Annotated in this window: 27 protein-coding genes and 3 tRNA genes; 24 read left to right on the forward strand and 6 right to left on the reverse strand. The window is 70.9% G+C overall.

All coding sequences use genetic code 11. The features are described from left to right. Positions 1-143: 143 nt before the first annotated feature. A complete protein-coding gene (locus ACIRR9_RS26200) occupies positions 144-1334 on the reverse strand; it encodes a sensor histidine kinase (RefSeq protein ID WP_403756242.1) in 1191 nt (396 codons plus the stop codon). A gap of 239 nt (positions 1335-1573) precedes the next feature. Between ACIRR9_RS26200 and ACIRR9_RS26205 the strand changes: the two genes are divergently transcribed. The 13 genes from ACIRR9_RS26205 to ACIRR9_RS26265 all read left to right on the forward strand — a co-directional run bounded on the left by ACIRR9_RS26205 (position 1574) and on the right by ACIRR9_RS26265 (position 14054). Then, positions 1574-1984: an NADH-quinone oxidoreductase subunit A gene (locus ACIRR9_RS26205; RefSeq protein WP_365335887.1), complete on the forward strand. Its 411-nt coding sequence runs from the start codon at positions 1574-1576 to the stop codon at positions 1982-1984. Next, positions 1975-2586 (forward strand): NADH-quinone oxidoreductase subunit B, encoded by a 612-nt coding sequence (locus tag ACIRR9_RS26210; protein ID WP_384559072.1) that lies wholly within the window; start codon positions 1975-1977, stop codon positions 2584-2586. The genes ACIRR9_RS26205 and ACIRR9_RS26210 overlap by 10 nt, the downstream gene beginning before the upstream one ends. Continuing rightward, positions 2583-4232, forward strand: a complete 1650-nt coding sequence (locus ACIRR9_RS26215; RefSeq protein WP_403756246.1) for an NADH-quinone oxidoreductase subunit C — start codon at positions 2583-2585, stop codon at positions 4230-4232. The genes ACIRR9_RS26210 and ACIRR9_RS26215 overlap by 4 nt, the downstream gene beginning before the upstream one ends. Continuing rightward, positions 4229-5197 (forward strand): NADH-quinone oxidoreductase subunit H, encoded by a 969-nt coding sequence (locus ACIRR9_RS26220; RefSeq protein WP_403756249.1) that lies wholly within the window; start codon positions 4229-4231, stop codon positions 5195-5197. The genes ACIRR9_RS26215 and ACIRR9_RS26220 overlap by 4 nt, the downstream gene beginning before the upstream one ends. Continuing rightward, the gene (locus ACIRR9_RS26225) at positions 5197-5787 is read left to right on the forward strand and encodes a NuoI/complex I 23 kDa subunit family protein (protein WP_403756252.1); all 591 of its coding nucleotides are present in this window, start codon (positions 5197-5199) and stop codon (positions 5785-5787) included. The genes ACIRR9_RS26220 and ACIRR9_RS26225 overlap by 1 nt, the downstream gene beginning before the upstream one ends. Further along, positions 5784-6428 (forward strand): NADH-quinone oxidoreductase subunit J, encoded by a 645-nt coding sequence (locus ACIRR9_RS26230; RefSeq protein ID WP_403756254.1) that lies wholly within the window; start codon positions 5784-5786, stop codon positions 6426-6428. Before ACIRR9_RS26225 ends, ACIRR9_RS26230 begins: the two co-directional genes overlap by 4 nt. Next, positions 6428-6805 (forward strand): NADH-quinone oxidoreductase subunit NuoK, encoded by a 378-nt coding sequence (gene nuoK, locus ACIRR9_RS26235; RefSeq protein ID WP_123974870.1) that lies wholly within the window; start codon positions 6428-6430, stop codon positions 6803-6805. Before ACIRR9_RS26230 ends, nuoK begins: the two co-directional genes overlap by 1 nt. Beyond that, positions 6802-8796 (forward strand): NADH-quinone oxidoreductase subunit L, encoded by a 1995-nt coding sequence (locus ACIRR9_RS26240; RefSeq protein ID WP_403756257.1) that lies wholly within the window; start codon positions 6802-6804, stop codon positions 8794-8796. The genes nuoK and ACIRR9_RS26240 overlap by 4 nt, the downstream gene beginning before the upstream one ends. 6 nt (positions 8797-8802) lie before the next feature. Continuing rightward, entirely contained in the window at positions 8803-10377 is a 1575-nt protein-coding gene (locus ACIRR9_RS26245) for an NADH-quinone oxidoreductase subunit M (protein ID WP_403756260.1), read from the forward strand. Continuing rightward, positions 10374-11897: an NADH-quinone oxidoreductase subunit N gene (locus tag ACIRR9_RS26250; RefSeq protein WP_403756263.1), complete on the forward strand. Its 1524-nt coding sequence runs from the start codon at positions 10374-10376 to the stop codon at positions 11895-11897. The genes ACIRR9_RS26245 and ACIRR9_RS26250 overlap by 4 nt, the downstream gene beginning before the upstream one ends. A gap of 226 nt (positions 11898-12123) precedes the next feature. Then, the gene (gene htpX / locus ACIRR9_RS26255; RefSeq protein WP_384559094.1) at positions 12124-12987 is read left to right on the forward strand and encodes a zinc metalloprotease HtpX; all 864 of its coding nucleotides are present in this window, start codon (positions 12124-12126) and stop codon (positions 12985-12987) included. Continuing rightward, positions 12984-13376 (forward strand): YccF domain-containing protein, encoded by a 393-nt coding sequence (locus ACIRR9_RS26260; protein WP_123974865.1) that lies wholly within the window; start codon positions 12984-12986, stop codon positions 13374-13376. The genes htpX and ACIRR9_RS26260 overlap by 4 nt, the downstream gene beginning before the upstream one ends. 111 nt (positions 13377-13487) lie before the next feature. Next, positions 13488-14054 (forward strand): SMI1/KNR4 family protein, encoded by a 567-nt coding sequence (locus tag ACIRR9_RS26265; RefSeq protein WP_403756265.1) that lies wholly within the window; start codon positions 13488-13490, stop codon positions 14052-14054. 88 nt (positions 14055-14142) lie between these two features. Here ACIRR9_RS26265 and ACIRR9_RS26270 read toward each other — a convergent pair whose 3' ends face one another. After that, complete coding sequence (locus ACIRR9_RS26270; RefSeq protein WP_403756268.1) at positions 14143-15387, reverse strand: APC family permease; 1245 nt, start codon at positions 15385-15387, stop codon at positions 14143-14145. Between the two features lie 188 nt (positions 15388-15575). Between ACIRR9_RS26270 and ACIRR9_RS26275 the strand changes: the two genes are divergently transcribed. Further along, on the forward strand, positions 15576-15842 hold the full coding sequence (locus ACIRR9_RS26275; protein WP_123974862.1) for a GlsB/YeaQ/YmgE family stress response membrane protein: 267 nt from the start codon (positions 15576-15578) through the stop codon (positions 15840-15842). An 82-nt stretch (positions 15843-15924) separates the two neighbouring features. Here the strand turns inward: ACIRR9_RS26275 and ACIRR9_RS26280 are convergent, their stop codons facing one another. Beyond that, positions 15925-16413, reverse strand: a complete 489-nt coding sequence (locus ACIRR9_RS26280) for a YajQ family cyclic di-GMP-binding protein (RefSeq protein ID WP_403756271.1) — start codon at positions 16411-16413, stop codon at positions 15925-15927. Between the two features lie 226 nt (positions 16414-16639). Here ACIRR9_RS26280 and ACIRR9_RS26285 point away from each other — a divergent pair. After that, positions 16640-16721 (forward strand) — tRNA-Tyr (locus ACIRR9_RS26285). A gap of 325 nt (positions 16722-17046) precedes the next feature. Beyond that, on the forward strand, positions 17047-17259 hold the full coding sequence (locus ACIRR9_RS26290) for a hypothetical protein (RefSeq protein ID WP_365341566.1): 213 nt from the start codon (positions 17047-17049) through the stop codon (positions 17257-17259). A 48-nt stretch (positions 17260-17307) separates the two neighbouring features. On the opposite strand, the gene ACIRR9_RS26295 is transcribed toward ACIRR9_RS26290, so the two are convergent. Together ACIRR9_RS26295 and ACIRR9_RS26300 are read right to left on the reverse strand one after the other, a co-directional pair. Continuing rightward, complete coding sequence (locus tag ACIRR9_RS26295) at positions 17308-17964, reverse strand: SDR family oxidoreductase (protein WP_403756274.1); 657 nt, start codon at positions 17962-17964, stop codon at positions 17308-17310. Positions 17965-18109: 145 nt separating this feature from the next. Then, the gene (locus tag ACIRR9_RS26300; protein WP_403756277.1) at positions 18110-19378 is read right to left on the reverse strand and encodes an amidohydrolase family protein; all 1269 of its coding nucleotides are present in this window, start codon (positions 19376-19378) and stop codon (positions 18110-18112) included. A 266-nt stretch (positions 19379-19644) separates the two neighbouring features. Between ACIRR9_RS26300 and ACIRR9_RS26305 the strand changes: the two genes are divergently transcribed. From ACIRR9_RS26305 to ACIRR9_RS26340, 8 genes are all read left to right on the forward strand, one after another. After that, a tRNA-Thr gene (locus ACIRR9_RS26305) sits at positions 19645-19717 on the forward strand. A 44-nt stretch (positions 19718-19761) separates the two neighbouring features. After that, positions 19762-19834, forward strand: a tRNA-Met gene (locus ACIRR9_RS26310). A gap of 90 nt (positions 19835-19924) precedes the next feature. Beyond that, positions 19925-20089 (forward strand): 50S ribosomal protein L33, encoded by a 165-nt coding sequence (gene rpmG, locus ACIRR9_RS26315; RefSeq protein ID WP_003948671.1) that lies wholly within the window; start codon positions 19925-19927, stop codon positions 20087-20089. 117 nt (positions 20090-20206) lie between these two features. Beyond that, positions 20207-20668 carry a MaoC family dehydratase N-terminal domain-containing protein gene (locus tag ACIRR9_RS26320; RefSeq protein ID WP_403756279.1) on the forward strand — a complete coding sequence of 154 codons (462 nt, stop codon included), beginning with the start codon at positions 20207-20209 and terminating at the stop codon, positions 20666-20668. 7 nt (positions 20669-20675) lie between these two features. Then, positions 20676-21104: a MaoC family dehydratase gene (locus tag ACIRR9_RS26325; protein ID WP_316773571.1), complete on the forward strand. Its 429-nt coding sequence runs from the start codon at positions 20676-20678 to the stop codon at positions 21102-21104. A 308-nt stretch (positions 21105-21412) separates the two neighbouring features. Beyond that, the gene (locus ACIRR9_RS26330) at positions 21413-21994 is read left to right on the forward strand and encodes a TetR/AcrR family transcriptional regulator (protein WP_403756282.1); all 582 of its coding nucleotides are present in this window, start codon (positions 21413-21415) and stop codon (positions 21992-21994) included. Positions 21995-22091: 97 nt separating this feature from the next. Beyond that, entirely contained in the window at positions 22092-23552 is a 1461-nt protein-coding gene (locus ACIRR9_RS26335) for a DHA2 family efflux MFS transporter permease subunit (protein WP_365341555.1), read from the forward strand. A 145-nt stretch (positions 23553-23697) separates the two neighbouring features. Beyond that, positions 23698-24753, forward strand: coding sequence for a UDP-N-acetylmuramate dehydrogenase (locus ACIRR9_RS26340; RefSeq protein ID WP_403756286.1), 1056 nt, complete (start codon positions 23698-23700; stop codon positions 24751-24753). 12 nt (positions 24754-24765) lie between these two features. Here the strand turns inward: ACIRR9_RS26340 and ACIRR9_RS26345 are convergent, their stop codons facing one another. Beyond that, positions 24766-25395 (reverse strand): NAD(P)-dependent oxidoreductase, encoded by a 630-nt coding sequence (locus ACIRR9_RS26345; protein ID WP_403756289.1) that lies wholly within the window; start codon positions 25393-25395, stop codon positions 24766-24768. Positions 25396-25400 lie beyond the last annotated feature (5 nt).

A 25400-nucleotide genomic window follows, 5' to 3' on the forward strand; every position in this document is an offset into this window, starting at 1 on the left:
TCCCGTCCCGTCCTGACCTGTCCCGGTCTCATCGGCACTGTTCTGCCGTGTCTCCACCCTGCTGTGCCGCAGGTCCGCGGACCATGGAGACCGTCGGCGTCTTGGACGGGGGGTTTTCCCCACCCCCCGTTCCCGGTCCGCTGCTACGACCGGTCGCGCCAGGGCAGCTCGGCGGTGACCGTCGTGGGACCGCCGGCCGGTGAGTCGACGACGAACAGCCCGTCCACCGCACCCAGCCGGTCCGCGAGCCCCTGCATCCCGGTGCCGCGATCCAGGCTCGCGCCGCCGCGTCCGTCGTCCTGCACCTGGATCAGCAGCCGGTCGTCGGCCCGCCACACATCGACCGAGGCGCTGCGCGCCCCGCTGTGCTTGCTGATGTTCTGCAGCAGCTCGGAGACGGTGAAGTAGGCGATGCCCTCGATCGCCGGCGCCGGCCTGGACCGCAGATCGGCGGTCACCTGCACCGGCACCGTGCACCGCGAGGCGACCGAGGACAGCGCCGCGTCCAGCCCCCGGTCGGTCAGCACCGCCGGATGGATCCCGCGGGCCAGGTCCCTGAGCTCCTGCAGCGCCAGTTTCACCTCGCCGTGCGCCTCCTCGACCATCGCGGCGGCCGAGTCGGGATCCTCCAGCAGCTTCTCCTTCGCCAGACCGAGCCCCATCGCGAGGTTGACGAGCCGGGCCTGCGCGCCGTCGTGCAGATCCCGTTCGATGCGGCGCAGGTCGGCGGCGGCCGTGTCCACCACGACCCCCCGGTCCGACTCCAGTTCGGCGATCCGGCGCTCCAGCTCGTCGGAAGGCGACAGCAGCCCGCGCACCATCGCCCGGTCCGCGTTCGCCAGCCCGCGCGCGACGAACGGCAGCACCGGCCACAGCACGAACAACGACGGCAGCACGAGGGCGAAGGTGAGGACCCCCCAGGGCAGCCGGATCAAGTAGTACAGCAGCGTCCGCCAGCCCACCGGATCCTTCAACGCCATCCACAGTCGCTGGGTACCCGCACCACGCCTGGCCCTCGGTATCGGACTCGGCTCGTCCACCCGCACCCCGAGCAACGCACGCGCGCGTGCCCGTTCCATCTTCCCCAGCCGCCGGGTGCCCAGGAGCGAGGCCGCGAGCAGGGGGACGCCGACCACCGTGAGCGTCAGCAGGCCGCACACCCACAGCGTGACGAAGACGTAGACGAAACCGAGCACCGATACCGGCAGGTTCAGCAGAAGGTGCGCGATCTCCTTCCAGGTGTGACCGTCGTACGCGAGGCGGACGGGCGGCAGCCGCTCGCGGTCTTCTCTGCCGTCGGCGAAGCTGGGGGAGCGGGGTACGGGTGCGGTCATATGCGCCAGCGTGCCGTGTGCCGTGGCGCCGCGCCATGGAGTTCGCCGCCGGGGGCACCCTGGGGAAAACCCCACCGCCTGCCCCCGGCCTCGGGTCCCACCGTGTGACGGCCTGCTTACCGTGTCTTTATCAGGGCCTAGACTCCCGTGCGTACAGATCGTCGAATCAAGAGTTGACCGAGGTCACGACAACGGGCCGGGCCAGGTCTGCTGTCTGTCGAGGGAGTGAGGGACGGACGATGCGGGAGACGGTGGGTGGTGAACCGACCGTGGCCGTCGCGGCGGGCTACTTCGCGTCCTACTCGGTCGTGGGACTGCTGACGCTGATCGGCGTGCTCTTCGTCGCCGTCGCCTTCGGGGCCGGCCGGCTGCTGCGCCCCGTGGTCCCCACCCCCGAGAAACTCCTGACCTACGAGTGCGGTGTCGACCCCGTCGGCGAGGGCTGGGCCCACACCCAGGTCCGCTACTACGTCTACGCCTTCCTCTACGTCATCTTCGCGGTCGACTCGATCTTCCTGTTCCCCTGGGCGACGGTCTTCGCCGCCCCCGGCTACGGCGCCACCACGCTCGTGGAGATGTTCGTCTTCCTCGGCTTCCTCGCCATCGGCCTGCTGTACGCATACAAGAAGGGCGTCCTGACATGGACGTGACGCCGGATGTGACGCCGTCGGAGCCCGTGCTGCTCCCGGAGCCGAAGAGGCTGGGCGCGCTCGCCCGCCTGGCCCCCGAACCGATGAAGGTCGTCCTCAACTGGGGCCGCCGCTACTCGCTCTGGGTCTTCAACTTCGGCCTCGCCTGCTGCGCCATCGAGTTCATCGCCGCGTCGATGGCCCGCCACGACTTCATCCGCCTCGGCGTGATCCCCTTCGCGCCAGGACCCCGCCAGGCCGACCTGATGGTCGTCTCCGGCACGGTCACGGACAAGATGGCCCCCGCCGTCAAGCGCCTCTACGAGCAGATGCCCGAACCCAAGTACGTCATCTCCTTCGGCGCCTGCTCCAACTGCGGCGGCCCCTACTGGGACTCCTACTCCGTCACCAAGGGCGTCGACCAGATCATCCCGGTCGATGTCTACGTCCCCGGCTGCCCGCCGCGCCCCGAAGCCCTCCTCCAGGGCATCCTCAAACTCCAGGAGAAGATCGCGGCGGAGTCCCTAAGCGAGCGCTACGGCACCACCCGCCCCTCCACCGCGGCCCTCCAGAGCGGCCTGGTGCTCCCGCCGGCCCCCGCGGGAGAGGGGGACGCGCGATGACGGCCCCGACCACCGGCTGGCTGCCGGCCCCTGTCGAGGAACTCTTCGGCGCGGACGCGACCGCGGAGGAGTCGTACGAGGTCCTGACGGTCGACGTCCCCGCCTCCTCCTGGCTCACCGCCCTCGAAACCGCCCGTACGACCCTTTCCTGCACCTACTTCGACTGGCTGAGCGCGGTCGACGAGCCCGGCACCGGCTTCCTCGTCTGTGCCCACGTCGCCGCCCTCGCCCCGGTCCGCCGTCTGCTGCTGCGCACGACCGTGCCCCACGCCGCTCCCCAACTCCCCTCCGCAGTGGGCGTCTACGCGGGAGCCCACTGGCACGAACGCGAGACCCACGAGATGTTCGGCGTCAGCTTCACCGGCCACCCCGGCCTCGACCACCTCCTCCTCCCGGAAACCTTCGAGGGCCACCCCCTCCGCAAGGACTTCGTCCTCGCCGCCCGCGTCGCCAAGGCCTGGCCCGGCGCCAAGGAACCGGGCGAGTCCGACCACGGCGGCCCCAAGCGCCGCCAGATGCTCCCCCCAGGCGTCCCCGACCCGAACGAATGGGGGCCCCTGAAAGGCCAGCTCCCTCCCGCCCCCGCCCGTCCAGCCCGAGCCGCAGCCGCCCGAACCACCGGTGAACGCCCCGCCCGCGCGACCGGCGACCGTCCGGTACGGCACTCCCGTACGACTGCGGAGGGCTCGGCCAGCCAGACGGCGGAGACGACTGCGGCGACGGCGGCAGCAGGCGCCACCGGGCAGACACCTGCGGCGGGGGAAGCGCCGCCTCCCGAGACCCAGCAGTCGGCCACCCCGCGCCGGGCGCGGACCGCGGGCGAGGGGTCTGCCTCCCAACGAGCCGCCGCCGAGGAGCAGCCCTCGGCAGCCGCCCCCCGCCGGGCGCGGACCGCGAGTGAGGGGTCTGCTTCACAGCAGGCGGAATCCGCTGCCGAGCAGACCGATCCAGCGACAGAGCCGTCGACCGCTCCCAGGGGGCCGCGCCGGTCGCGCGCCGCCTCGGGCGGCTCCGCTTCACAGCGCGCCCAGGAGACAGCACCACCGGCGGAACCGGCCACCCCGGCCCACCCCTCGGCCCCGCGCAGCTCGGACGCACCGTGGCACCACGCCCGTCCGGCCTTCGACGAACCGGAGGCCGGGAAACAGCGCGAGGCAGCAGCCGAGCCGACGGAGACGAGCGGGGCCGGCCCCAGGCCCACGGCAGAGGCGCCGGGGCAGGAGCCGGGCGCGTCACCTGAGTCTGCGGCGCGGGAGCCTGCGGCGCCTGAGCCGACCGAGCCCGAGCCGATTGGGCCCGAGTCGGATGGTGGTCCTGAGGCGGATGGGACTGAACCGGCTACGAACGAGTCGGCCGGCCCCGCGCTCACTGCACCGGAGTCGGCGGCGCCGAAGCCTGCCGAACCGGAGGGGCCCGAGGAGCCCGAGGACATCAGGGCTGGGACCTCAGCCCCGGACGCCCCCGGCGCCGACACCTCGGACGACCCCGACGCCCCCGCCCCGGAGGCACCGGTCTCTCCGCACTCTCCGGACTCCGAGGCTTCCGTCCTCGATGCTCCGCCCGGTCCCGAATCCCCGGCCCCTGACGGCACCACCCCCGGACAACCCTCCGCACCCCACGACGACCGCCCAGGAGGCCCGCAGTGAACGACGCTCTGGACGTCGCTCTGCGACTTCTCGTCGTGTTCGTCGTCTTCCTCACCTTCCCCTTGATCGTCGGTCAGACCGAGCACAAGGTGATGGCCCATATGCAGGGCCGCCTCGGCCCGATGTACGCCGGTGGCTTCCACGGCTGGGCCCAGCTCATCGCCGACGGCGTGAAGTTCGCGCAGAAGGAGGATGTGGTCCCGGCGGGCGCGGACCGCCGTATCTTCCAGCTCGCTCCCGCGGTGGCACTCCTCCCGTATCTGCTCGTGCTGCTCGCCATCCCGGTCGGGCCGGGTGAGGGCGCTGTCGGCCAGGTCCTGGACGCGGGTGTCTTCTTCGTGCTGGCCGTGATGGGCGTCGGCGTCCTCGGCTCGCTCATGGCCGGCTGGGCCAGCGCCAACAAGTTCTCCCTCCTCGGTGGCCTGCGCACCGCCGCTCAGCTTCTCTCCTACGAACTCCCGATGCTGCTCGCCGCCGCCTCCGTGGCGATGGCGGCCGGCACGGTCTCCCTGCCGGGCATCGTCGCGGCCTTCCACTGGTGGTGGCTGCCCTGGCAGATCACCGGCGGTCTGGTCTTCTTCACCGCCGGCCTCGCGGAGCTCCAGCGGCCTCCGTTCGACATGCCCGTCGCCGACTCGGAGATCATCTTCGGGGCGTACACCGAGTACACCGGTCTGCGGTTCGCCCTGTTCCTGCTCGCCGAGTACGCCGGGATCGTCGTCCTGTGCGGCCTGACCACCGTCCTCTTCCTGGGCGGCTGGCACGGTCCCTGGGGTGCCGACGGCCTCGGCTGGGTGTGGACCCTCCTGAAAACGGCGATCCTCGCCTTCGTCGTGATCTGGCTCCGCGTGACCTACCCCCGCCTGCGTGAGGACCAGCTGCAGAAGTTCTCCTGGACCCTCCTCGTCCCCCTTTCTCTCGCCCAGATCGCCCTTACCGGCATCGTCAAGGTGGTGATCTTCTAGTGGCCCCCATCCCTGGCTCCGGCCTCGCCAAGGGCCTGGCCGTCACCCTGCGCACGATGACCCGGAAGTCGGTCACCGAGCAGTACCCGGACGCCCTTCCCGAACTCCCGCCCCGCACCCGGGGTGTGATCGGCCTGTTCGAGGAGAACTGCACGGTCTGCATGCTCTGCGCCCGTGAGTGCCCCGACTGGTGCATCTACATCGACTCCCACAAGGAGACCGTCCCGGCGGCGGCCCCGGGGGGCCGCGAGCGCAGCCGCAACGTCCTGGACCGCTTCGCCATCGACTTCTCCCTGTGCATGTACTGCGGTATCTGCATCGAGGTGTGTCCTTTCGACGCCCTGTTCTGGTCCCCGGAGTTCGAGTACGCCGAGACCGACATCCGCGAACTCACCCATGAGCGCGACAAGCTCCGCGAGTGGATGTGGACGGTCCCGGCCCCGCCCGCCCTGGACCCCGGCGCGGAGGAGCCCAAGGAGATCGCAGCCGCCCGCAAGACCGCGGAGAAGCTCGCCGCCACGCAGGCCGAGCAGACCGCGCAGGCCGATCCGGCCGCTGACCGCGCCGAGCCGAGGGAGGGAGAGTCGTGAGCCCCCTCGCCCAAGCGCCGCCGCACGGCTTCCTGTCGCCGACCGGCGTGGAGATCGCCTTTCTCCTCGTCGGTCTGGTCACCTTCGGGGCCGCGCTGGTCACGGTCACCACCCGTCAGCTGGTGCACGCCGCCCTGTGGCTGGTGGTCGCCCTCGGCGGCCTCGCCGTCGAATACCTGCTGCTCACCGCCGAGTTCATCGCCTGGGTGCAGGTCCTCATCTATGTGGGTTCCGTCGTCGTCCTCCTTCTCTTCGGTCTGATGCTCACCAAGGCCCCGATCGGCCGCTCCCCGGACGCCGACTCCGGGAACCGCTGGGCCGCGCTGGCCGTCGCAGTGGCCGCGGCCGCCGCCCTGGTCTGGGTGGTCGTGGACGCTTTCCGCACCACCTGGATCGACTTTGGCGGCGCCGCCGCCGGCTCGACGAAGGTCACCGGCGCGAGCCTTTTCCAGAACTGGGTCCTGCCCTTCGAGGCCCTCTCCGTCCTCCTTCTGGCGGCCCTGGTCGGGGCGATCGTCCTGTCCCGGAAGGCGAAGGCGGATTCGTCCCCGCCCCCTGTGAACGGGCGGGCCGTGACGCAGAGTTCCCCTCCGGTCACGGATTCCGGGATTCACCCGATCGAGCAGGAAGGCGCCCGCTGATGCACCTCGCCTATCCCGCCGTCCTCTCCGCCCTTCTCTTCTGCACCGGCCTGTACGGCGTCCTCGCCCGCCGCAACGCGATCCTGGTCCTGATGTCGGTCGAGCTGATGCTCAACGCCGTCAACCTCAACCTCGTCGCCTTCGACGTGTGGCTGAGCAAGACCGCCCGGGACACCCTGCACTCCGGCCAGGCGCTGACCCTGTTCACCATCGCCATCGCCGCCGCCGAGATCGGCATCGGCCTGGCGATCGTCCTCGCCGTCTACCGCAACCGCGGAACTTCCGACATCGACCGGCTCCGCGACACCGCCGAGGGCCACCAGAGCGGCACGCCCACGGACGGGACGGCCGGCGAGAAGGCTGAGGCCACCGCGTGACCACGACCACCCTCGCCGTCCTCGTCCCCCTACTGCCCTTCCTGGCCGCCGCGGCCGGTCTGCTCCTCGGGCGTACCGCGCCCGGGTTCGTCCGCCCGCTCGCGGTCCTGCCGACCCTCGCCACATTGGTGCTGGCCATCGCGGTCGCCGTCGACCAGGGCGGCGGCCGGGCCGTCCAGACGCACACCGAGCTCACCCCGACCGGCTCGGTCCCGATCGAACTCGCCCTGGACATCGACGGCTTCGCCGCCCTCGTCGCCGTCCTGGTCGCATTCGTCGCCACCTGCGTGCAGATCTACTCGACCGGCTACCTTCGCGACGACCCGCGCTACCCCTCGTACGCCGCCCTCGTCTCCCTCTTCACCTCCGCGATGCTGCTGGTCGTCTACTCCGGCGACCTGATCGTGCTGCTGGTCGGCTGGGAAGTGATGGGCATCTGCTCGTGCTTCCTGGTCGGCCACTACTGGGAGACCCCCGAGGCGCGCGCCGCCTCCATCAAGGCCTTCCTGGTCACCAAGCTCGGCGACGTGCCATTCCTGATCGGCCTGTTCGCACTGGCCACCGACGCCGGGTCGTTCCGCATCACCACGGTCCTCGGGACCGTCGCGAACGGCGGACTGCACCACCCGACCCTGGTCGGCCTGCTGCTCCTGTGCGGTGTGGCGGGCAAGTCGGCGCAGTTCCCGCTGCACACCTGGCTCCCCGACGCGATGGCCGGCCCGACCCCGGTCTCCGCGCTGATCCACGCCGCGACGATGGTCGCCGCCGGTGTCTACTTCGTCGCCCGTCTCCTTCCGGTCTTCGAGGCCAGTGCCTGCGTGATGGTCGTCCTCGCAGTCATGGGCGCCGTGACGATGGTCGGCTCGGCCCTTGCAGCGCTCGCCCAGGACGACATCAAGCGGGTCCTCGCCTATTCGACGATCGGCCAGCTCGGCTACATGACCGGCGCCCTCGCCGTCGGCGACCGCGGTGCCGCCGTCTTCCACCTCCTGTCGCACGGCGCCTTCAAGGCGCTGTTGTTCCTCGCGGCCGGCGTGGTCATCCACGCCGCCGGCACCAACTCGCTGGCCGTCATGTCCCGCACCTCGGGCCTGCGCGACCGAGTCCCGGACGCCTACTGGACGATGACCGTGGCGCTCCTCGCCCTCGCCGCGATCCCTCCCTTCAGCGGCTTCTTCTCCAAGGAATCCGTGCTCGGCGCCGCCGAGCACGTCGCCACCGGCCACACCGAGCACGCCCCCGGCAGCGCCGGCTGGATCGTCCTCGTCGCGGGCCTGGCCACCGCCCTGCTCACCGCCGCCTACGCGACCCGGCTGTGGCTGCTCGCCTTCCGGGGCCGCGGAACCCAGGCCGCGGACCACGGGCGGCAGCCGCTGTCCATGACCGTGGTGCTGTGGGTCCTGGCCGTCCCGTCCCTCGCCTTCGGTGGGCTCGCCTACCGCTCGCTGCCCGACTGGTTCGACGGCCGCGCACTCGCCCCGACCCTCACCACGTCGGTCCTCTCCACCGGCCTCGCGCTGGTCGGCGGACTCGTCACCTACGGCGCCTGGCAGCGCACCCGGTCACTGGCCGCCCGTGTCCCGCTGGGCGCAGTAGCCGCCCACCCGGAAGGCGACGCCGGACTCGTCGAGGCCGAGGCCATCGCCGCCCATGAGCCCGCCTTCGGCGATGTGGCCTACGCGCCCGACCCGGCGGACCCCGGGCGGCTGTTGCTCGGCCCGCTGCACCGGCACGCCGCGGAAGGCTTCCACCTGGACGCCGTGTACGACGTGCTGTTCGTCCGTCCCGTCCTGGCCGCGGCGAGCCTCGTGCAGTTCCTCGACCGCGAGGTCGTCGACACCTACGTTCGCGGGGCGGGCGCTCTGCCCCGACTGCTCGGCACCGCTGTACGGCGTGCCCAGACCGGCAACGTCCAGACCTATGTGAGCGCGCTGCTCGCCGGCACCGTCGTCCTGGCGGTCGCCGTCCTCCTCGTCGCCACGGGAGCGTGAGCAGGCGTGATCGATATCAGCGAGTCCGTGATGCAGTTCCTTCTTGCATTGATCGTCGTCGGCCCGCTCCTCGGCGCCGTCGCCGCCCTGCTCCCCGCCCCGCCCGGGCTGAAGGGGAAGTCGCCCGAGCAGGCCGTGCTCCGCCACGGTGTGACCGTGACCGGCGTGATCCTCCTCGCCGCGATCGTCCTCGCGCTCGGCTTCGACCGCGGCCATCCGTCCAGGATGCAGGCCACGACCGACATCAGCTGGATCCCCGCACTCGACGTGCGCATCCACCTCGGCATCGACGGCATCTCCCTTCCCCTGGTGCTCCTGACCGCGCTGCTGACCTTCCTCTGCGCGCTCTACTCGTACTTCAACATGCCTGCGGGCCCGTCCCCGAAGGCCTTCGTCGCACTGCTGCTCGTCCTGGAGTCCGGCACCCTCGCGAGCTTCGCTGTCCTCGACCTGCTGCTGTTCTTCCTCGCATTCGAGATGGTGCTCATCCCGATGTACTTCCTCATCGCCCGCTGGGGCGGCGCGGGACGGACCCAGGCTGCCTGGAAGTTCATCCTCTTCACGCTGCTCGGGTCCGTCGTCATGCTGCTCGGCCTGCTCCTGATCGGAATCAAGGCGGGCACGTTCGACATGGTCGCACTCGCCACTGACAACGGCCGGTCACTGACCACATCCGTGCAGGTCATCGCCGTTCTGGCGATCGGGATCGGGCTCGCGGTCAAGACCCCGATGTGGCCCCTGCACAGCTGGCTGCCGGACGCCCACACCTCCGCGCCGACCGTCGGCTCGGTGCTGCTGGCCGGTGTCCTGCTGAAGATGGGTACGTACGGGTTCGTCCGGATCCTGCTGCCCGTCGCGCCGGACGGCTTCCGCACCTTCGCGCCGTACCTCGCCGCCTTCGCCGTCGTCGGGATCATCTACGGGTCCCTGGCCTGCCTGAACCTCGCCAAGCGGGGTGCGAAGGGCGACCTCAAACGGCTGATCGCCTACTCCTCCGTCGGCCACATGGGCTTCGTCCTGCTCGGCATCGCCACCATGACCCCGACCGGAGTCAACGGAGCCCTGTTCGCCAACATCGCCCACGGCCTCATCACCGGCCTGCTGTTCTTCCTGGTCGGCGGCCTCAAGGACCGCACCGGCACCACCGACCTCGACACCCTGGCGGAGGGGGCCGGCGCCGCGCTGTACGGCAAGGCGCCCCGTCTGGGCGGCCTGCTCGCGTTCGCTGCCGTGGCCTCCCTCGGACTGCCCGGACTCGCCGGGTTCTGGGGCGAGATGCTGGCCCTGTTCGGTGCGTTCAAGCCCGCCGCCGGCCTCAGCCGCCCGGCCTTCCTGACCTTCATGGCGATCGCCGCCTTCGGCACCCTGCTGACGGCCGCGTACATGCTGGCCGTGGTCCGCCGCGTCTGCATGGGCGACGTGCCGAAGGACCTGCCGAAGCTCGCCGACGTCCGCACGTACGAGTACGCGGCCTGGACCCCGCTCGTCGTCCTCACCGTCGTCGCCGGACTGTGGCCCAGGGCCCTGCTCGGCCTGACCGACCCGGCCGTCCAGCAGCTCCTCGCAGGAGGCACCCGATGAGCGCCCTGGCCCAGCCACCGGCCGCGAACCTCGTCCAGTCCGTCGACTGGCTCGCCATCGCGCCACCCACCCTCACCGCGGTCGTCGCACTCGCCGTCCTGGTCGCCGACCTCTTCGTGCCCGAGGCCAGGAAGCCGCTCCTCGGCTGGTTCTCCGTCGCCGGGCTCGCCGCGGCCGCCGCCCTGCTGCTGCCCCTCCTGGACCACGACCGCAGCACCTTCTGCCTGAACGGCTCCACGCGCGCGTGCAGCTACACGGCCGACCGGTTCACCCTGGTCGTGCAGTTCCTCGTCCTCGGCGGCGCCCTGCTCACGGCCCTGCTGTCCGTCACCGCCCTGAAGGACGACAACCGCCGCTACCCCCAGGGCGAGTTCTGGTTCCTGCTGCTCTCCTCGGCCGCCGGCGCCGCACTGCTGCCCGCCTCCCGCGACCTCGCCACCCTGATCGTCGCCCTGGAGGTCGCCTCCCTGCCCGCCTTCGCCCTCGTCGGCATCCGGCACGGAGACGCGAAGTCCTCCGAAGCCGCCCTGAAGTTCTTCCTGTCCTCGGTGACCGCGACCGCCGTCAGCCTCCTGGGCATCAGCTTCGTGTACGCCACCACCGGCAGCCTCTACCTCACCCAGGTCGCCGACCGCATCCAGCACGTCGACGGCCAGCTGCACACGCTCGCGCAGACGGGCGTCGTCCTCACCCTCGTCGGGTTCGCGTTCAAGACCGCCGCCGTCCCCTTCCACTTCTGGGTGCCCGACACCTACGTAGGCGCCCCGCTCCCCGTCGCCGCCTACCTGTCGGTCGTCGGCAAGGCCGTCGGCTTCTCCGGCCTGATCCTGGTCACCGTCGTCGCCTTCCCGTCGTACGCCGACGTCTGGGGCCCCGCGCTCGCCGCCCTGGCCGCCCTCACCATGACCGTCGGCAACGTCGCCGCCCTGCGCCAGCAGGCCACGCGCGCGTACAGCGCGGTACGGCTGCTCGCCTGGTCGTCGGTGGGACAGGCCGGCTACCTGCTGGTGCCGATCGCCGCCGCCGGATACGCCAAGGACGCCCAGAAGGCGATCGGCTCCACCGTCGCCTACGCCCTCATGTACGCGGCCGTGAACCTGGGCGTGTTCGCGGTGGCTGCCCTGGTCGGCCGTACGAAGGAACTCAACCGCATCTCCGACTACCGCGGCCTGTACACCAGGAACCCGCTGACCGCCCTGCTCATGGCTTTCTTCCTGCTGTGCCTGGCCGGACTGCCCCCGGGCATCATCGGTCTCTTCGCCAAGGTCACCGTCTTCTCGGCAGCCGTCGACGCGGGCCTCGGCTGGCTGGCGGTGGTCATGGCCGTCAACGTCGTGATCGCCCTCTTCTACTACCTCCAGTGGACGGCCCTGCTGTTCCGCGCCCCCGAGGGTGAGCCCGCCGAGCACCGCCTCCCGGCCCCCCTCACGGCCGCGCTCGCTCTCACCGGCGTCCTCGGCGTCGTCCTCTCCGGAGCTCCGCAACTGGTGCTTCGTTTCGCCGCCACGGGCCTGTTCTGACGCCCCGCACGCGCGCGTGATGCCGTTCACGCGCGCCTGCTGCCGCCCCCACCCGGACGGCCCATGCGGCGCACAGCGGGCACAAGGGAACTAGTGACCGCCGCCTGGCGTTGACCACTGCGGGAGGGTCCACTGGACGTGACACCACGACACCGGTGGCATCGCAGATCGGAAGGCAGCACCGCAGGCAAAGGGTTCCCCTGCCGCACGACTTGGAGGGCGTACCGTGCACCGCCGGCACAACGGACTCAGGACCGCAGTTCTCCTCGGGGGACTGTCGGCACTCATCATCGTCATCGGCAGCTTCTTCGGCCGGACGGGTCTGATCGTCGCGGTCCTCGTCGCCCTCGGCACGAACGCGTACGCGTACTGGAACAGCGACAAACTGGCGCTACGCGCGATGCGCGCGCGCCCCGTGAGCGAGTTCGAGGCCCCGGCCCTGTACCGGATGGTCCGCGATCTCTCCACCCAGGCCCGCCAGCCCATGCCCCGCCTGTACATCTCGCCGACGGAGGCACCGAACGCCTTCGCGACCGGCCGTAATCCGCGCAATGCCGCCGTGTGCTGCACGGAGGGCATCCTGCGCATCCTGGACGAGCGGGAACTGCGCGGCGTCATCGGCCACGAACTCAGCCACGTCTACAACCGAGACATCCTCATCTCGTCGGTCGCCGGCGCCCTTGCCTCGGTGATCATGTTCCTGGTCAACTTCGCGTGGCTGATCCCGGTCGGCCGTTCGGATGACGACGACGGCCCCGGTTTCCTCGGTCTGCTGCTCATCATGATCCTGGGGCCGCTCGCCGCCACCGTCATCCAGTTGGCCATCAGCCGTTCCCGGGAGTACGAGGCGGACGCCTCCGGTGCCCAGCTCACGGGCGACCCTCTCGCGCTCGCCGGCGCCCTGCGCAAGCTGGACGCCGGCACCAAGCAGCTCCCGCTGCCGCCCGAGCCCCGGATCGAGACCGCGAGCCACATGATGATCGCGAACCCCTTCCGCCCGGGCCAGGGACTGTCCAAGATGTTCTCTACGCACCCGCCCATGGCGGACCGGATCGCCCGGCTAGAGAAGATGGCAGGTCGCCAGCAGTGAAGACCATCCTGAACATCATTTGGCTCGTCCTGAGCGGCTTCTGGCTGTTCCTCGGCTACCTGCTCGCGGGCGTGATCCTCTGCATCACGATCATCGGCATCCCGTTCGGAATAGCTGCTTTTCGTATTGGCGTCTACGCCCTGTGGCCCTTCGGGTACACGACCGTCGAGCGTCGCGACGCGGGTGCCCCCTCCTGCGTCGGCAACATCCTGTGGCTGGTCCTCGCGGGCTGGTGGCTGGCCCTCGCGCATATCGTCACCGGCATCGCCATGTGCCTGACGATCATCGGAATCCCCTTCGGCATCGCCAACTTCAAGCTGATCCCGGTCTCCCTGCTTCCGCTGGGCCGCGAGATCGTGCCCACGGACCAGCCGTTCGCGACTCGCTGACCACACATCATCCGGCCGGCACGGAAGGCGAGTTGTCCACAGGCCCGCGCCCGCGCCGGAGGTTGTCCACAGGTCGCCACGACTGTCAGTGGCGGCCTGCATCATGAAGCCATGACTGAGATCGAGCAGCTGCTGACACAGGTGACGGCACAGGCCCGCAACTCCCGTCCGTGGGGCTGGCCTTCGCTCCCCGCACCCGTCGACGCGGCCACGCTCGACCGCGCCCGGGAGGCCCTGGGCTTTCCCCTGCCGCCCCTCCTCAGCGCGCTCTACGAACGGGTGGGCGACGGCGGCTTCGGACCGTCGTACGGCCTGCTGCCCCTGCTCGACGCCGCACCCTCCGGTGAACCCGCCGCCGTCGCCCAGTACCTCACCAACCGTGAGTACGGCCGAAAGAACCCGGACCGGCCCTGGCCCGAGGGCGTTCTGCCGATATCGCACTGGGGCTGCGGCATGTACGCGTGCGTGGACTGCCGCAGCCCGGAGGCCACGGTGCTGCTCTACGAGCCGAACGCCGACGCCGCCGACGGAGCCTGGTTCGTGGACGCGCCCACCCTCACCGACTGGCTGCGCGTCTGGCTGGCCGGCACGGGCTGGTACGAGGAGACCGACAAGGGCACGGATCTGGCGCCCTGGGACGACTACCGGATACACACAGTCCCGGAGCAGGCCTCCTGAGAAACCGGGCCTCCTGAGCGCGGAAGCCGCCCGCTCAGTCGCTTCGCCGCCGCCCGCGGACGTACACCACAGGCCACGGTCACACCGCCTACCGGGCCACCACCCACCGTCGTACGGCGTACGCCGCCGCGCCCACCGCCAGGACGGCGGCCCCTGGGACCACCGACGCCATGGGCAGGGCGAAGGCGAGGGTCGCGCAGCCCAGCAGGCCCACCACCGGAACCACGCGCGCACGCGGGGCCGGATCGAGCGTCCATGCCGAGGCGTTGGCCACCGCGTAGTACGCCAGCACACCGAAGGAGGAGAAACCGATGGCACCCCGGAGGTCCGCCGTCGCCGCCACCACGGCGACCACCGCGCCGACAGCCAGCTCCGCGCGGTGCGGGACCTGGAAGCGAGGGTGCACGGCGGCCAGCGACGAGGGCAGATGGCCGTCGCGGGCCATGGCGAGGGTGGTCCGCGACACCCCCAGGATCAGCGCCAGCAGCGAGCCGAGCGCGGCCACCGCGGCCCCCACCCGCACCACGGGCACCAGCCCCGGCGCCGCGGCCGCCCGCACCGCGTCGGCCAGCGGGGCCTCCGCCCGACCCAGCGCGTCGGCACCGAGCACCGAGAGCACGGCCACCGCCACACACGCGTACACCACCAGCGACATGGCCAGAGCCAGTGGAATCGCGCGCGGGATGGTGCGCGCCGGATCCCGGACCTCCTCGCCGAGGGTCGCGATCCGCGCGTACCCGGCGAACGCGAAGAAGAGCAGACCAGCGGCCTGAAGCACCCCGCCGACACCCGCCGACAGCCCGATGTCCAGCCGCCCGGCGTCCGCCCGTCCGGAGACCAGGCACACGACCACCACGGAAGTGAGGACAGCCAGCACCACGGCCACGATCACCCGCGTCAGCCAGGCCGACTTCTGGATGCCGCCGTAGTTCACGGCGGTCAGCGCCACCACCGCCGCGACCGCCACCGCGTGCGCCTGCCCCGGCCAGACGTATGCGCCCACGGTGAGCGCCATCGCCGCGCAGGACGCCGTCTTCCCGACGACGAACGCCCAGCCCGCGAGGTACCCCCAGAAGGCCCCGAGCCGCTCCCGCCCGTACACGTAGGTGCCGCCCGACTGCGGGTACCGGGCGGCGAGGCGGGCCGAGGACATGGCGTTGCAGTAGGCGACCAGGGCGGCGACGGCGAGCCCGGGCAGCAACCCCGAGTCGGCCGCGCGGGCCGCCGGGCCCAGGGCGGAGAACACGCCGGCCCCGATCATCGAGCCGAGGCCGACGACCACGGCGTCGCGCACGCCCAGGGAACGCCGCAGACCGGGAGGCGAGGAGGTCATGCGCCGCACCCTACTGACGGCTGCAACCGCGCGGCATCGCCGTGTCGTCCTCGTCAGCAACAAGGAACGAACAGATGCGCCACGGACAAGTCCGGATACCTCGGACAGCGTGTCCGGCACAGCCGGCCCCGGCCGAAATCACAGGGCCGGAACAGTGCGAACACAGCGCGGAAGGGCAGGTTCAGGGCATGGGCATCATCAGTTGGATCATCCTGGGACTGTTGGCCGGCGCCATCGCCAAATTCCTGCTGCCGGGACGCGACCCCGGCGGCTTCATCGGCACCACTCTCATCGGCATCGTGGGCGCGTTCCTCGGCGGCTGGATATCCGCCCGCTGGCTGGACCACCCGATCGCCAAGAACTTCTACGACGGCGCGACCTGGGTGTCGGCGATCGGCGGCTCGCTGGTTCTGCTGATCGCCTACCGCCTCCTGTTCGGCAACTCGCGCGACTGACCGCCTCTGGCCAAGCCGCCGGTGGACGGGAAGGGTGGACACCGCCGGGTGTCCACCCTTCCCGTCCACCGGCCGGTGCTGCCTACCGGTAGTTCACGAACTGAAGCGCGAAGTCGAAGTCCTGGCTCTTCAGCAGCGTGATCACGGCCTGGAGGTCGTCGCGGCTCTTGGAGCTGACGCGCAGCTCGTCGCCCTGGACCTGGGCCTTCACGCCCTTGGGGCCCTCGTCACGGATGATCTTCGCGACCTTCTTCGCGTTCTCCTGGGAGATGCCCTCCTCGATCGACGCGAAGATCTTGTACTCCTTGCCGGAGAGCTGGGGCTCACCCGCGTCCAGCGCCTTCAGCGAGATGCCGCGCTTGATCAGCTTCGACTGGAAGACGTCGAGGATCGCATTGACCCGGTCCTCGGAGTTCGCCTGCATCAGGATCTTCTCGCCGGACCAGGCGATCGAGGCACCCACACCCTTGAAGTCGTAGCGCTGCGAGACCTCCTTGGCGGCCTGGTTGAGGGCGTTGTCGACCTCCTGCCGCTCGACCTTCGAGACGATGTCGAAACTGGAGTCGGCCATGTCCTGTGGCTCCTTGTATCGGGGGGCGTATCGGGATGCGCTGCGGCGCGCTGCGGCGGCCGTCTGGCCCGGTGTGGGGACCGGGCCGCATCCGCACCAGCCTAGCCACCTCACGTGCCTCAAGGGCCGATCAATCGAGTGGCGGAGCACCCCTCGGGATCGGGTATTGTTTACGTCGTTGCCAGAGAGCACCGCAGAAAAGCGGTTCGACTTGGCGGCAAACCCCGGCGGTGTGCCCGAGCGGCCAAAGGGAGCAGACTGTAAATCTGCCGGCTCAGCCTTCCCAGGTTCGAATCCTGGCGCCGCCACTTTGGGGAAGACCCCCTCCGGACTGTGGGAACACAGTCCGGAGGGGGTTTCTTGTTTGTGCTGTGGAGAGGCTCGCGAGACGGGCGTGATGTCTCCCACACGGGCGCCCGGCGGGCGCTTCTGAGGGTGTGGCACCCGGCGGGACCTGTCGGCCGGACGGCAAGATCCGTCACGTACGGCTACGGCTGCAGCAGCGCCACCGGGCTTTCGGCGCCTGCGCCACAGGCGCAGGAGACACCCGGATCAGCTGTACCTCGCCCCACGAGACACCTACGGTCCCGACACCCGTGCCCCGTCCCGGGGACCCCGGGGCACACTGAACGCATGTCCACCCGTCGTAGAACCTGTCCGGTGTGCCGTCGCGAAATCGCCGTCGTCGCGGGGCGCTTCGCGCGCCACGACCCGCCCGGGGCACGGGAGAGCACCGACCTGGTCTCCTGCTCCGGCTCGCGGCGACAGGCCGAACTCGGGGCGGCCCAGCCGTCGTTGGACGGATACGTCGTGCCGGACTTCCCCGGGCAGCTGCCGCTGTTCTGAGAACTCCGACCGGCAGCCGGTACAAGCCCCAACGGCCGGGCGGCGGGTTCAGTTCCCGGCCACCGACTTCACGGCCACCGAGACCGGCGTCGACCCGCCGATCAGCTCCAGGGTCAGACCGGCCGTCGCCGAGGTGTCCACCAACTCCGCCAGCACAGCGGCCACATCGTCGCGCGTGACCGGACCCCGGCCCGTGTGCGCCTCCAGACGCACCAGACCGGTGCCCGCCTCGTCCGTCAGCGAACCAGGGCGCAGAATCGTCCAGTCGAGGGCGCTCTGCCGGGTGACATACGCGTCGGCCGCGCCCTTGGCCCGCAGATACACGTCGAAGACGTCGTCGCCCCGGTGCTCCGGATCCGCGCCCATCGAGGAGACGACCACGAAACGGCGTACGCCCGCGCGTACGGCCGCGTCCGCGAACAGCACCGCCGCGCCCTTGTCCACCGTCTCCTTGCGAGCCGCACCGCTGCCCGGGCCCGCGCCCGCCGCGAAGACCGCCACGTCCGCCCCCCGCAGCTGCGCCGCGACCTCCTCGACCGATGCCGACTCCAGGTCGAGCAGCACCGGTTCGGCACCGGCCGCCCGCAGAGCATCGCCCTGTTCGGCCTTTCGGATGATTCCCGCGACCTCGTCTCCGCGCGCGGAGAGCAGCCGCTCCAACCGCAACGCGATCTGACCATGACCACCAGCGATGACAATGCGCATGTCTCCGACCGTACGCCCGAAGCCCCGCATTCGCCGCACGACTTCATGCGCCCCACGCGCCCCAGGCGACGGTCAGGAGTGCCCGGCGCGCACCCCGCACCGGGTGCCTGGGCGCCGAGCCCCGCTCACGCCCCCCGGGTTCCCGTCAGGACAACTCGCCGCGCCCCTGCCGAGGCAGCCCGAGTTCCGCCGCCGCAGCCGAGTTGCAGTACTCGCGAACTGCGCTGGTGCGTGCCACCACGCGCCCTCGGTGCACCACGATCCGGCTGTAGGCGAGGGACAGAGCGCCCGGCAGGTGGTCGCCGCGTACGGCGAGGAGTTCGGCGGGGAAGCCCGCCTCGACGCGGACCTGGGGGAGGCCGAGGGCGGCACGGGAGGCGGCGCTCACGGTGTCGTAGGCGTCCTCGGGGCGCAAACCGTGGCGGGAGGCCAGGAGGTAGGCCGCCTCCAGGGGGTCGCCGCGGCCCACGGGGTTCGACAGGTCGCGCAGCGCGCCGCTGCCGGCGGCGACCCGCACCCCGGCCGCGCGCAGCAGCCGTACCGGAGCGGTCCCGCGGCGGTCGACGGAGCCGCAGCCGCCCTGCGGCAGGCACACCACGCTGACGCCGGCCGCGGCGAGCTGGTCCGCGACCCGGGCGGCCGCCTCGGCGGGCAGCCGCGCAAGCCCGGCGCACGGGCCGAGCGTCACGCCGGGGCGCATGCCCCCCGCCATCACCGCGAGTCTGGCCAGCCGGGCCGGGTCGACGGCGTCCGTGTGCAGGTCGACCGGGCAGCCGTGCTCGGAGGCCACCTCCAGGACCGCCTCCACGTAGCCCGTGGGATCCGGATCCAGGTCGGGACAGCCGCCCACCACGGACGCCCCCATCTTCGCCGCGTCGCGCAGTATCGCCAGCCCGTCGGCGCCGGCACGTCCCGTCAGCACGCGCGGCATCGCGACCGCCGTGAGTTCCGCGAGCCCGCGCAGCGAGTGGCGCGCCTGGAGGACGGCGGCCAGGGCGCCCAGCCCCTGGACATCGCCCACGCGCACGTGCGCGCGCACCGCCGTCGCGCCGTGCCCGAGTTGCAGCAGGGCCGCCTCGGTGACACGGCGCTGGACGTCCTCGGGGGCGTGCGAGACGGGGCCGCCGCGATCGGCGGAGAGCGCGGTGTCGCCATGGGCGTGCGGTTCGGCAGGGGCGGGGAGGAGGAGGTAGCCGCTCAGATCCACGCGTGTGCCGCCCGCGCGGGCCGGATCCGGCGCCAGGCTGCCTGCCGTACCGACCGCCTCGATACGCCCGCCGCCCAGCCTCACGTCCACCGTCCGGCCGTCGGTGAGGCGTGCCCCGCACAGCAGGAGTGCGGCCGGGTCTGACGGCCCCGAAGAACCCGAAGGGTTGGACGACGACGAGGGCGGCTGCGGCTGGCTGTCGGGCATCGCGCTCCAGGAAGGTCGGTCCAGGCGTTGGACTCAAGATCACGCAGAGTGAGTCGAGCCTAGGACGGCGAGCCGCATGGGGCGGGGAGGAGCGCAATAGTCGTACCGGCGCCGTCGGACCTGATGGGAGGGGGTCGGCACGCGCGCGTGGGGAGTGCCGGAAGGGGTCCGAGAGGCTGTCGTGAGCCGCGCGGAAGGGGGCGGGAAGAGCGGCGGGAAACGGATTTGGGTGAACGGCGGCCGAGCGTGTAATGTCTTCATCGCTCGCCCCAATAGCTCAGTCGGCAGAGCGTCTCCATGGTAAGGAGAAGGTCTACGGTTCGATTCCGTATTGGGGCTCTGGTGTGAGAGGTCCCGTCGCAAGGCGGGACTGATCTCATCAAAGCGGTGTAGCTCAGTCGGTAGAGCAAGCGGCTCATAATCGCTGTGTCACCGGTTCAAGTCCGGTCACCGCTACTGACAGTAGCCGATTGCGGGGTCGGTCCTTCGATCGGCTACTCTTTTGTGCGTTGAATCAGTCCATCCGTTCGTCTTAGGAGCACTCACGTGGCTGCCACCGACGTCCGCCCGAAGATCACGCTGGCCTGCGTGGAGTGCAAGGAGCGGAACTACATCACCAAGAAGAACCGGCGTAACAACCCGGACCGTCTTGAGATGAAGAAGCACTGCCCGCGTTGCAATGCGCACACCGCGCACCGCGAAACGCGATAAGAAACAGGCTCGTCCGTGAGGCCGTCCCCGTCCGGGGGCGGCCTCACGGCGTTTCGGGGGACGGCTTTCCCGCTAGTTTGTGGGGCATCACAGCAGACATCAGGAGGTGCCGGGCCAATGGCGCTCGACCAGTCCTTCGTGGGACGGACCTACCCACCCACCGAGCCCTACGAGGTGGGCCGGGAGAAGATCCGTGAGTTCGCCGAGGCGGTGGGCGACGCCAACCCGGTGTACACGGACCCGGAGGCCGCCAAGGCGTTCGGGCATTCCGATGTGATCGCTCCGCCGACCTTTGTCTTCTCGATCACTTTCCGTGCGGCCGGACAGGTCGTCGAGGACCCGCAGCTCGGCCTGGACTACAGCCGGGTGGTGCACGGCGACCAGAAGTTCGCCTATCGGCGCCCGGTGCGCGCCGGCGACCGGCTGAGCGTCACCTCGACCATCGAGGCCATCAAGTCCCTCGCGGGCAACGACATCGTCGACATCCGAGGTGATGTCCACGACGAGGCTGGCGAGCTCGTGGTGAGCGCCCTGACCAAGCTGGTGGCCCGCGCGGCGGACGTGGAAGAGGGGGCGTGAGGATCCGATGACGTCGAAGATCACATACGAGGACGTCGAGGTCGGCACCGAACTGCCGGTGCAGACCTTCCCGGTGACCCGTGCCACGCTCGTGCGGTACGCGGGTGCCTCCGGGGACTTCAACCCGATCCACTGGAACGAGAAGTTCGCCAAGGAGGTGGGCCTGCCGGACGTCATCGCGCACGGCATGTTCACCATGGCCGAGGCGATCCGCGTGGTCACCGACTGGACCGGCGACCCGGGCGCGGTCGTCGAGTACGGCGTCCGCTTCACCAAGCCCGTCGTCGTCCCGAACGACGACCAGGGCGCCCTGATCGAGGTCAGCGGCAAGGTCGCGGCCAAGCTCGACGACAACACCGTGCGCGTCGACCTGACGGCGACGAGCGCCGGCCAGAAGGTGCTGGGTATGTCACGCGCGGTCGTACGACTGGGCTGAGCGTCGGCGAGCCTGCGGTGTCGATGCGCCCGTGGTGCCGGTGATGCCCGCGGTAAGGGGCGCTCTCCTTGCGGGGCGCCCCTTACGTGTTGTGGCCCCCTTGCGAGTGAAACGGTCGTCGGCGGGGGGCCGTTCCCGGCGAGGGGCCGTTCTCGGTGACGGACTGTTACCTCCGGGGTGTTCCTGTTGAGGTGTCGTCCCGCCCGGGTTGTTCCCCCGGCGAAGAGCCGTCCCGTCCGGACCGCCCCCGTCGAGGGACCGCCAGGTGCCCCTTGACTTAGTTAGTGATTGAGTACTAACTTCGTCGCATGGTCAGGATGAGCGCTGAAGAGCGGCGCGAGAGTGTCATCCGCGCGGCGATCGCCGAGTTCTCGCAGAGGGGCTACTACGGCACCTCCACCGAGGCGATCGCCAAGCGGGTCGGGGTCTCGCAGCCGTATCTCTTCCGGCTCTTCCCGGGCAAGAAGGCGATCTTCGCCGCCGCCTCGCAGCGCTGCATCGACGAGATGCGCGAGGTCTTCGAGAAGGCGGCCGAGGGGCTGGAGGGTCAGGAAGCACTGCACGCCATGGGTGACGCGTATGTGCAAATGATCCAGGAGCGGCCGGAGCGGCTCCAGATGCAGATGCAGACGTACATCACCGTCGCGGCCGCGGAGGCGGAGGGCGAGCACGAGTTCGGTGAGCTCGTGCGGGCCGGCTGGTCGCGGCTCTGGGACATCGTCCATCTGCGCTCCGGGAGCGATGTCGACCGCACCACGACGTTCCTGGCCAAGGGGATGCTCATCAACACCTATGCGGCCATGGGGTTTCCGCCCGAGCACCGGGTCTGGCAGGGGATGTACCCGGACGCCGGGACCACTGGGCGGCTGGACAAATGCAGCGATGAGTGAGGGGCGGTCCGCCGTCCCCGGTCCGGGTTTTTTCATGGGCCAGAAAATTAGTGATCAATAACTAATAAGCCTTCGCAGGCCATGCTCTGGGGGAGCGATGTCACAAGAGACCGCACAACAGGCCACGCGCCGGACCGCACCTCGCGGGGGCGCCGGATGGGCGCTCGTCATCACCAGCGTCGCCGGATTCATGGCGGCCCTCGACAACCTCGTCGTCACCACCGCCCTGCCCTCCATCCGCAGGGACCTCGGCGGAGCGCTCGACGACCTCGAATGGACCGTGAGCGCCTACACGCTCACCTTCGCCGTCCTGCTGATGTTCGGCGCCGCCCTCGGTGACCGCTTCGGCCGCCGCCGACTCTTTCTCGCCGGACTCACGATCTTCACCGGCGCCTCCGCCGCCGCGGCCATGGCGCCCGGCATCGACTCGCTGATCGCCGCCCGCGCGGTCCAGGGGGTCGGCGCGGCCGTCATGATGCCGTTGACGCTCACCTTGCTGACGGCAGCCGTGCCGGAGGCCAAGCGCGGGATGGCGTACGGGATCTGGGGCGCCGTCAACGGACTCGCGGTCGCCTCCGGGCCGCTCATCGGCGGCAGCCTCACCGAACACGTGTCCTGGCATTGGATCTTCTGGCTGAACGTTCCGCTCGGCGTCGCCCTGCTGCCGCTCGCCCGCCTCCGCCTCGCCGAGTCGTACGGCACCGGCGCTCCGCTCGACATACCCGGCACCCTGCTCGCCAGCGGCGGCCTCTTCGGGATCGTCTACGGCCTCGTACGCGGCCCGGCTGACGGCTGGAGCAGCTCCCTGGTGCTGACCGGCCTGTTCGGGGGCGCCGCCCTGCTCGCCGGGTTCGTGCTGCACGGCAGCCGCGCCAAGAACCCCATGCTGCCCATGCGGCTCTTCCGCTCCCGTGCCTTCTCCGGGATCAACGCCGCCAGCCTGCTGATGTTCCTCGGTATGTTCGGCTCGATCTTCCTGCTCAGCCAGTACATGCAGGGCGTGCTCGGCTACTCGCCCACCGAGGCCGGCCTCAGGATGCTGCCCTGGACGGGCATGCCGATGATCGTCGCGCCGATCGCCGGCATCCTCTCCGACCGGATCGGCGGCCGCCCGGTCGTCGCGGCCGGGCTCTTCCTTCAGGCCGCCGGGCTCGGCTACCTCGCCTCGGTCGTCACCGCGGACGCCTCCTACGGCGCCCAGCTGCCCGGTCTGATCATCAGCGGCATCGGCATGGCCCTGTACTTCGCCCCGGCCGCCAACCTCGTGATGTCCGCCGTGCGCCCACAGGAGCAGGGCATCGCCTCCGGCGCCAACAACGCGCTGCGCGAGGTCGGCGGCGCGCTCGGCGTCGCGGTCATGTCGTCCATCTTCTCCGCACAGGGCAGCTACGACAGCGCCCAGAGCTTCGTGGACGGGCTGAAGCCCGCCCTCGTCACCGGAGCCGCCGTGGTCGCCCTCGCCGGGGTCTCCGCGCTGCTGATCCCCGGCCGACGCCGTGCCGCGAGGATCGTCGCCGAGGGGGAGCTCGCCGCGGAGCCGGCGACCGTCGGCAGCTGAAGGCGGCTGACGGCAACCGAAGGCGTCTGACGGCGCATCTGACGGCACGCGCGCGTGGGGCCCCGTTTCCGAGCGGACGGGGCCCCACGCGCGCGTGCGGCTCGTGGCGGCGGGCCTGCCGGTGGCGTCTCGTAGTCTTGGGCGCGTGCAGGAACTCCACGACGCCCCCCTCGCCCCTCTCACCACCTTCCGGCTCGGCGGCCCCGCCACCCGGCTGGTCACCGCGGCCACCGACGCCGAGGTGATCGCCGCCGTCCGCGAGGCCGACGACAGCGGAACCCCGCTGCTGGTCATCGGCGGCGGCTCGAACCTGGTCATCGGCGACAAGGGCTTCGACGGCACCGCCCTGCGCATCGCCACCACCGGCTTCGAACTGCGCGGCACGACGCTTGAGCTGGCGGCCGGCGAGGTCTGGACCGACGCGGTCGCCCGCACCGTCGAGGCCGGGCTGGCCGGCGTCGAATGCCTCGCCGGGATCCCGGGCTCCGCGGGCGCCACGCCCATCCAGAACGTGGGGGCGTACGGCCAGGAGGTCTCCTCGACCATCACCGAGGTGGTCGCCTACGACCGGCGGGTCGGCGAGACGGTGACGCTCTCCGACGAGGAGTGCGCGTTCTCGTACCGGCACAGCAGGTTCAAGAGCGACCCCGAGCGGTACGTCGTCCTGCGCGTGCGCTTCGAACTGGAGGACGCGGGCGGGCTGTCGGCACCCATGCGGTACGCCGAGGCCGCGCGGGCGCTCGGAGTGGAGCCGGGGGACCGGGTTCCGCTCGCCGACGCGCGCAAGACCGTGCTCAAGCTCCGCGCGGGGAAAGGGATGGTGCTGGACCCCGAGGACCACGACACCTGGTCGGCGGGCTCCTTCTTCACCAACCCGATCCTCACCGACGAGCAGTTCGCCGACTTCCACGCGCGCGTGCGCGAGCGGCTGGGCGACGGGGCCGAGCCGCCCGCCTACCCCGCGGGGGAGGGCCGTACCAAGACCTCGGCGGCCTGGCTGATCGACAAGGCCGGGTTCACCAAGGGGTACGGCAGCGGGGCGGCCCGGATCTCCACGAAGCACACGCTGGCGCTGACCAACCGGGGAGGGGCCACGACGGAGGATCTGCTGGAACTGGCGCGCGAGGTCGTCGCCGGGGTCCGGGACGCGTTCGGTGTGACTCTCGTCAACGAGCCGGTGACCGTCGGCGTCAGCCTCTAGAGGGCCAGAGGTTCAGTACGCCACCCCCACCCCCTGCTTCGCCGTCCCCTCGTCCGCGGTCATCGCCAGCATCGCGTGGGCCACGTCCGCCCGTGCGATGAAGCGGCCCTTCGGCGGGAAACCGCCGATCACCGTGCGGTAGGTGCCGGTGAGGGGCTTGTCCTGCAGGCGGGGCGGGCGCACCGACGTCCAGTCGGTGCCGCTGCGGGACAACTCCGCCTCCATCTCGCGCAGGTCGTCGTAGACCGGCTTGAGGATGCTGCCGACCAGGGCGCGTACGGAGCGGTCCAGCAGGCCGTCGTCCGGTGCCGGGCCCACCGGTGCCGCGCTGACCACCACGAGCCGCCGTACGCCCTCCGCCTGCATGGCGGCCAGCACCGTACGGGTCAGGCGGGCGGCGACGCCGGCGTCCTTGCGGCCGCGCGGGCCCAGTCCGGACAGGACCGCGTCCCGGCCCGTGACCGCCGGGCGGACCACCTCGGGGTCGGTGAGGTCCGCGCGGACGACCTCCAGGCCGGGGCCCGTCACGGTCAGCCGGGCCGGGTCGCGCACGACCGCAGTGACCCGATGGCCGGACGCCAGCGCCTGGCGGACGATCTCCCGGCCGATCCCGCCGGTCGCGCCGAAGACGGTGAGATTCATGACTG

It is taken from the genome of Streptomyces sp. NPDC101234, assembly GCF_044767525.1.
In the GTDB taxonomy this organism is placed as follows: domain Bacteria; phylum Actinomycetota; class Actinomycetes; order Streptomycetales; family Streptomycetaceae; genus Streptomyces; species Streptomyces sasae.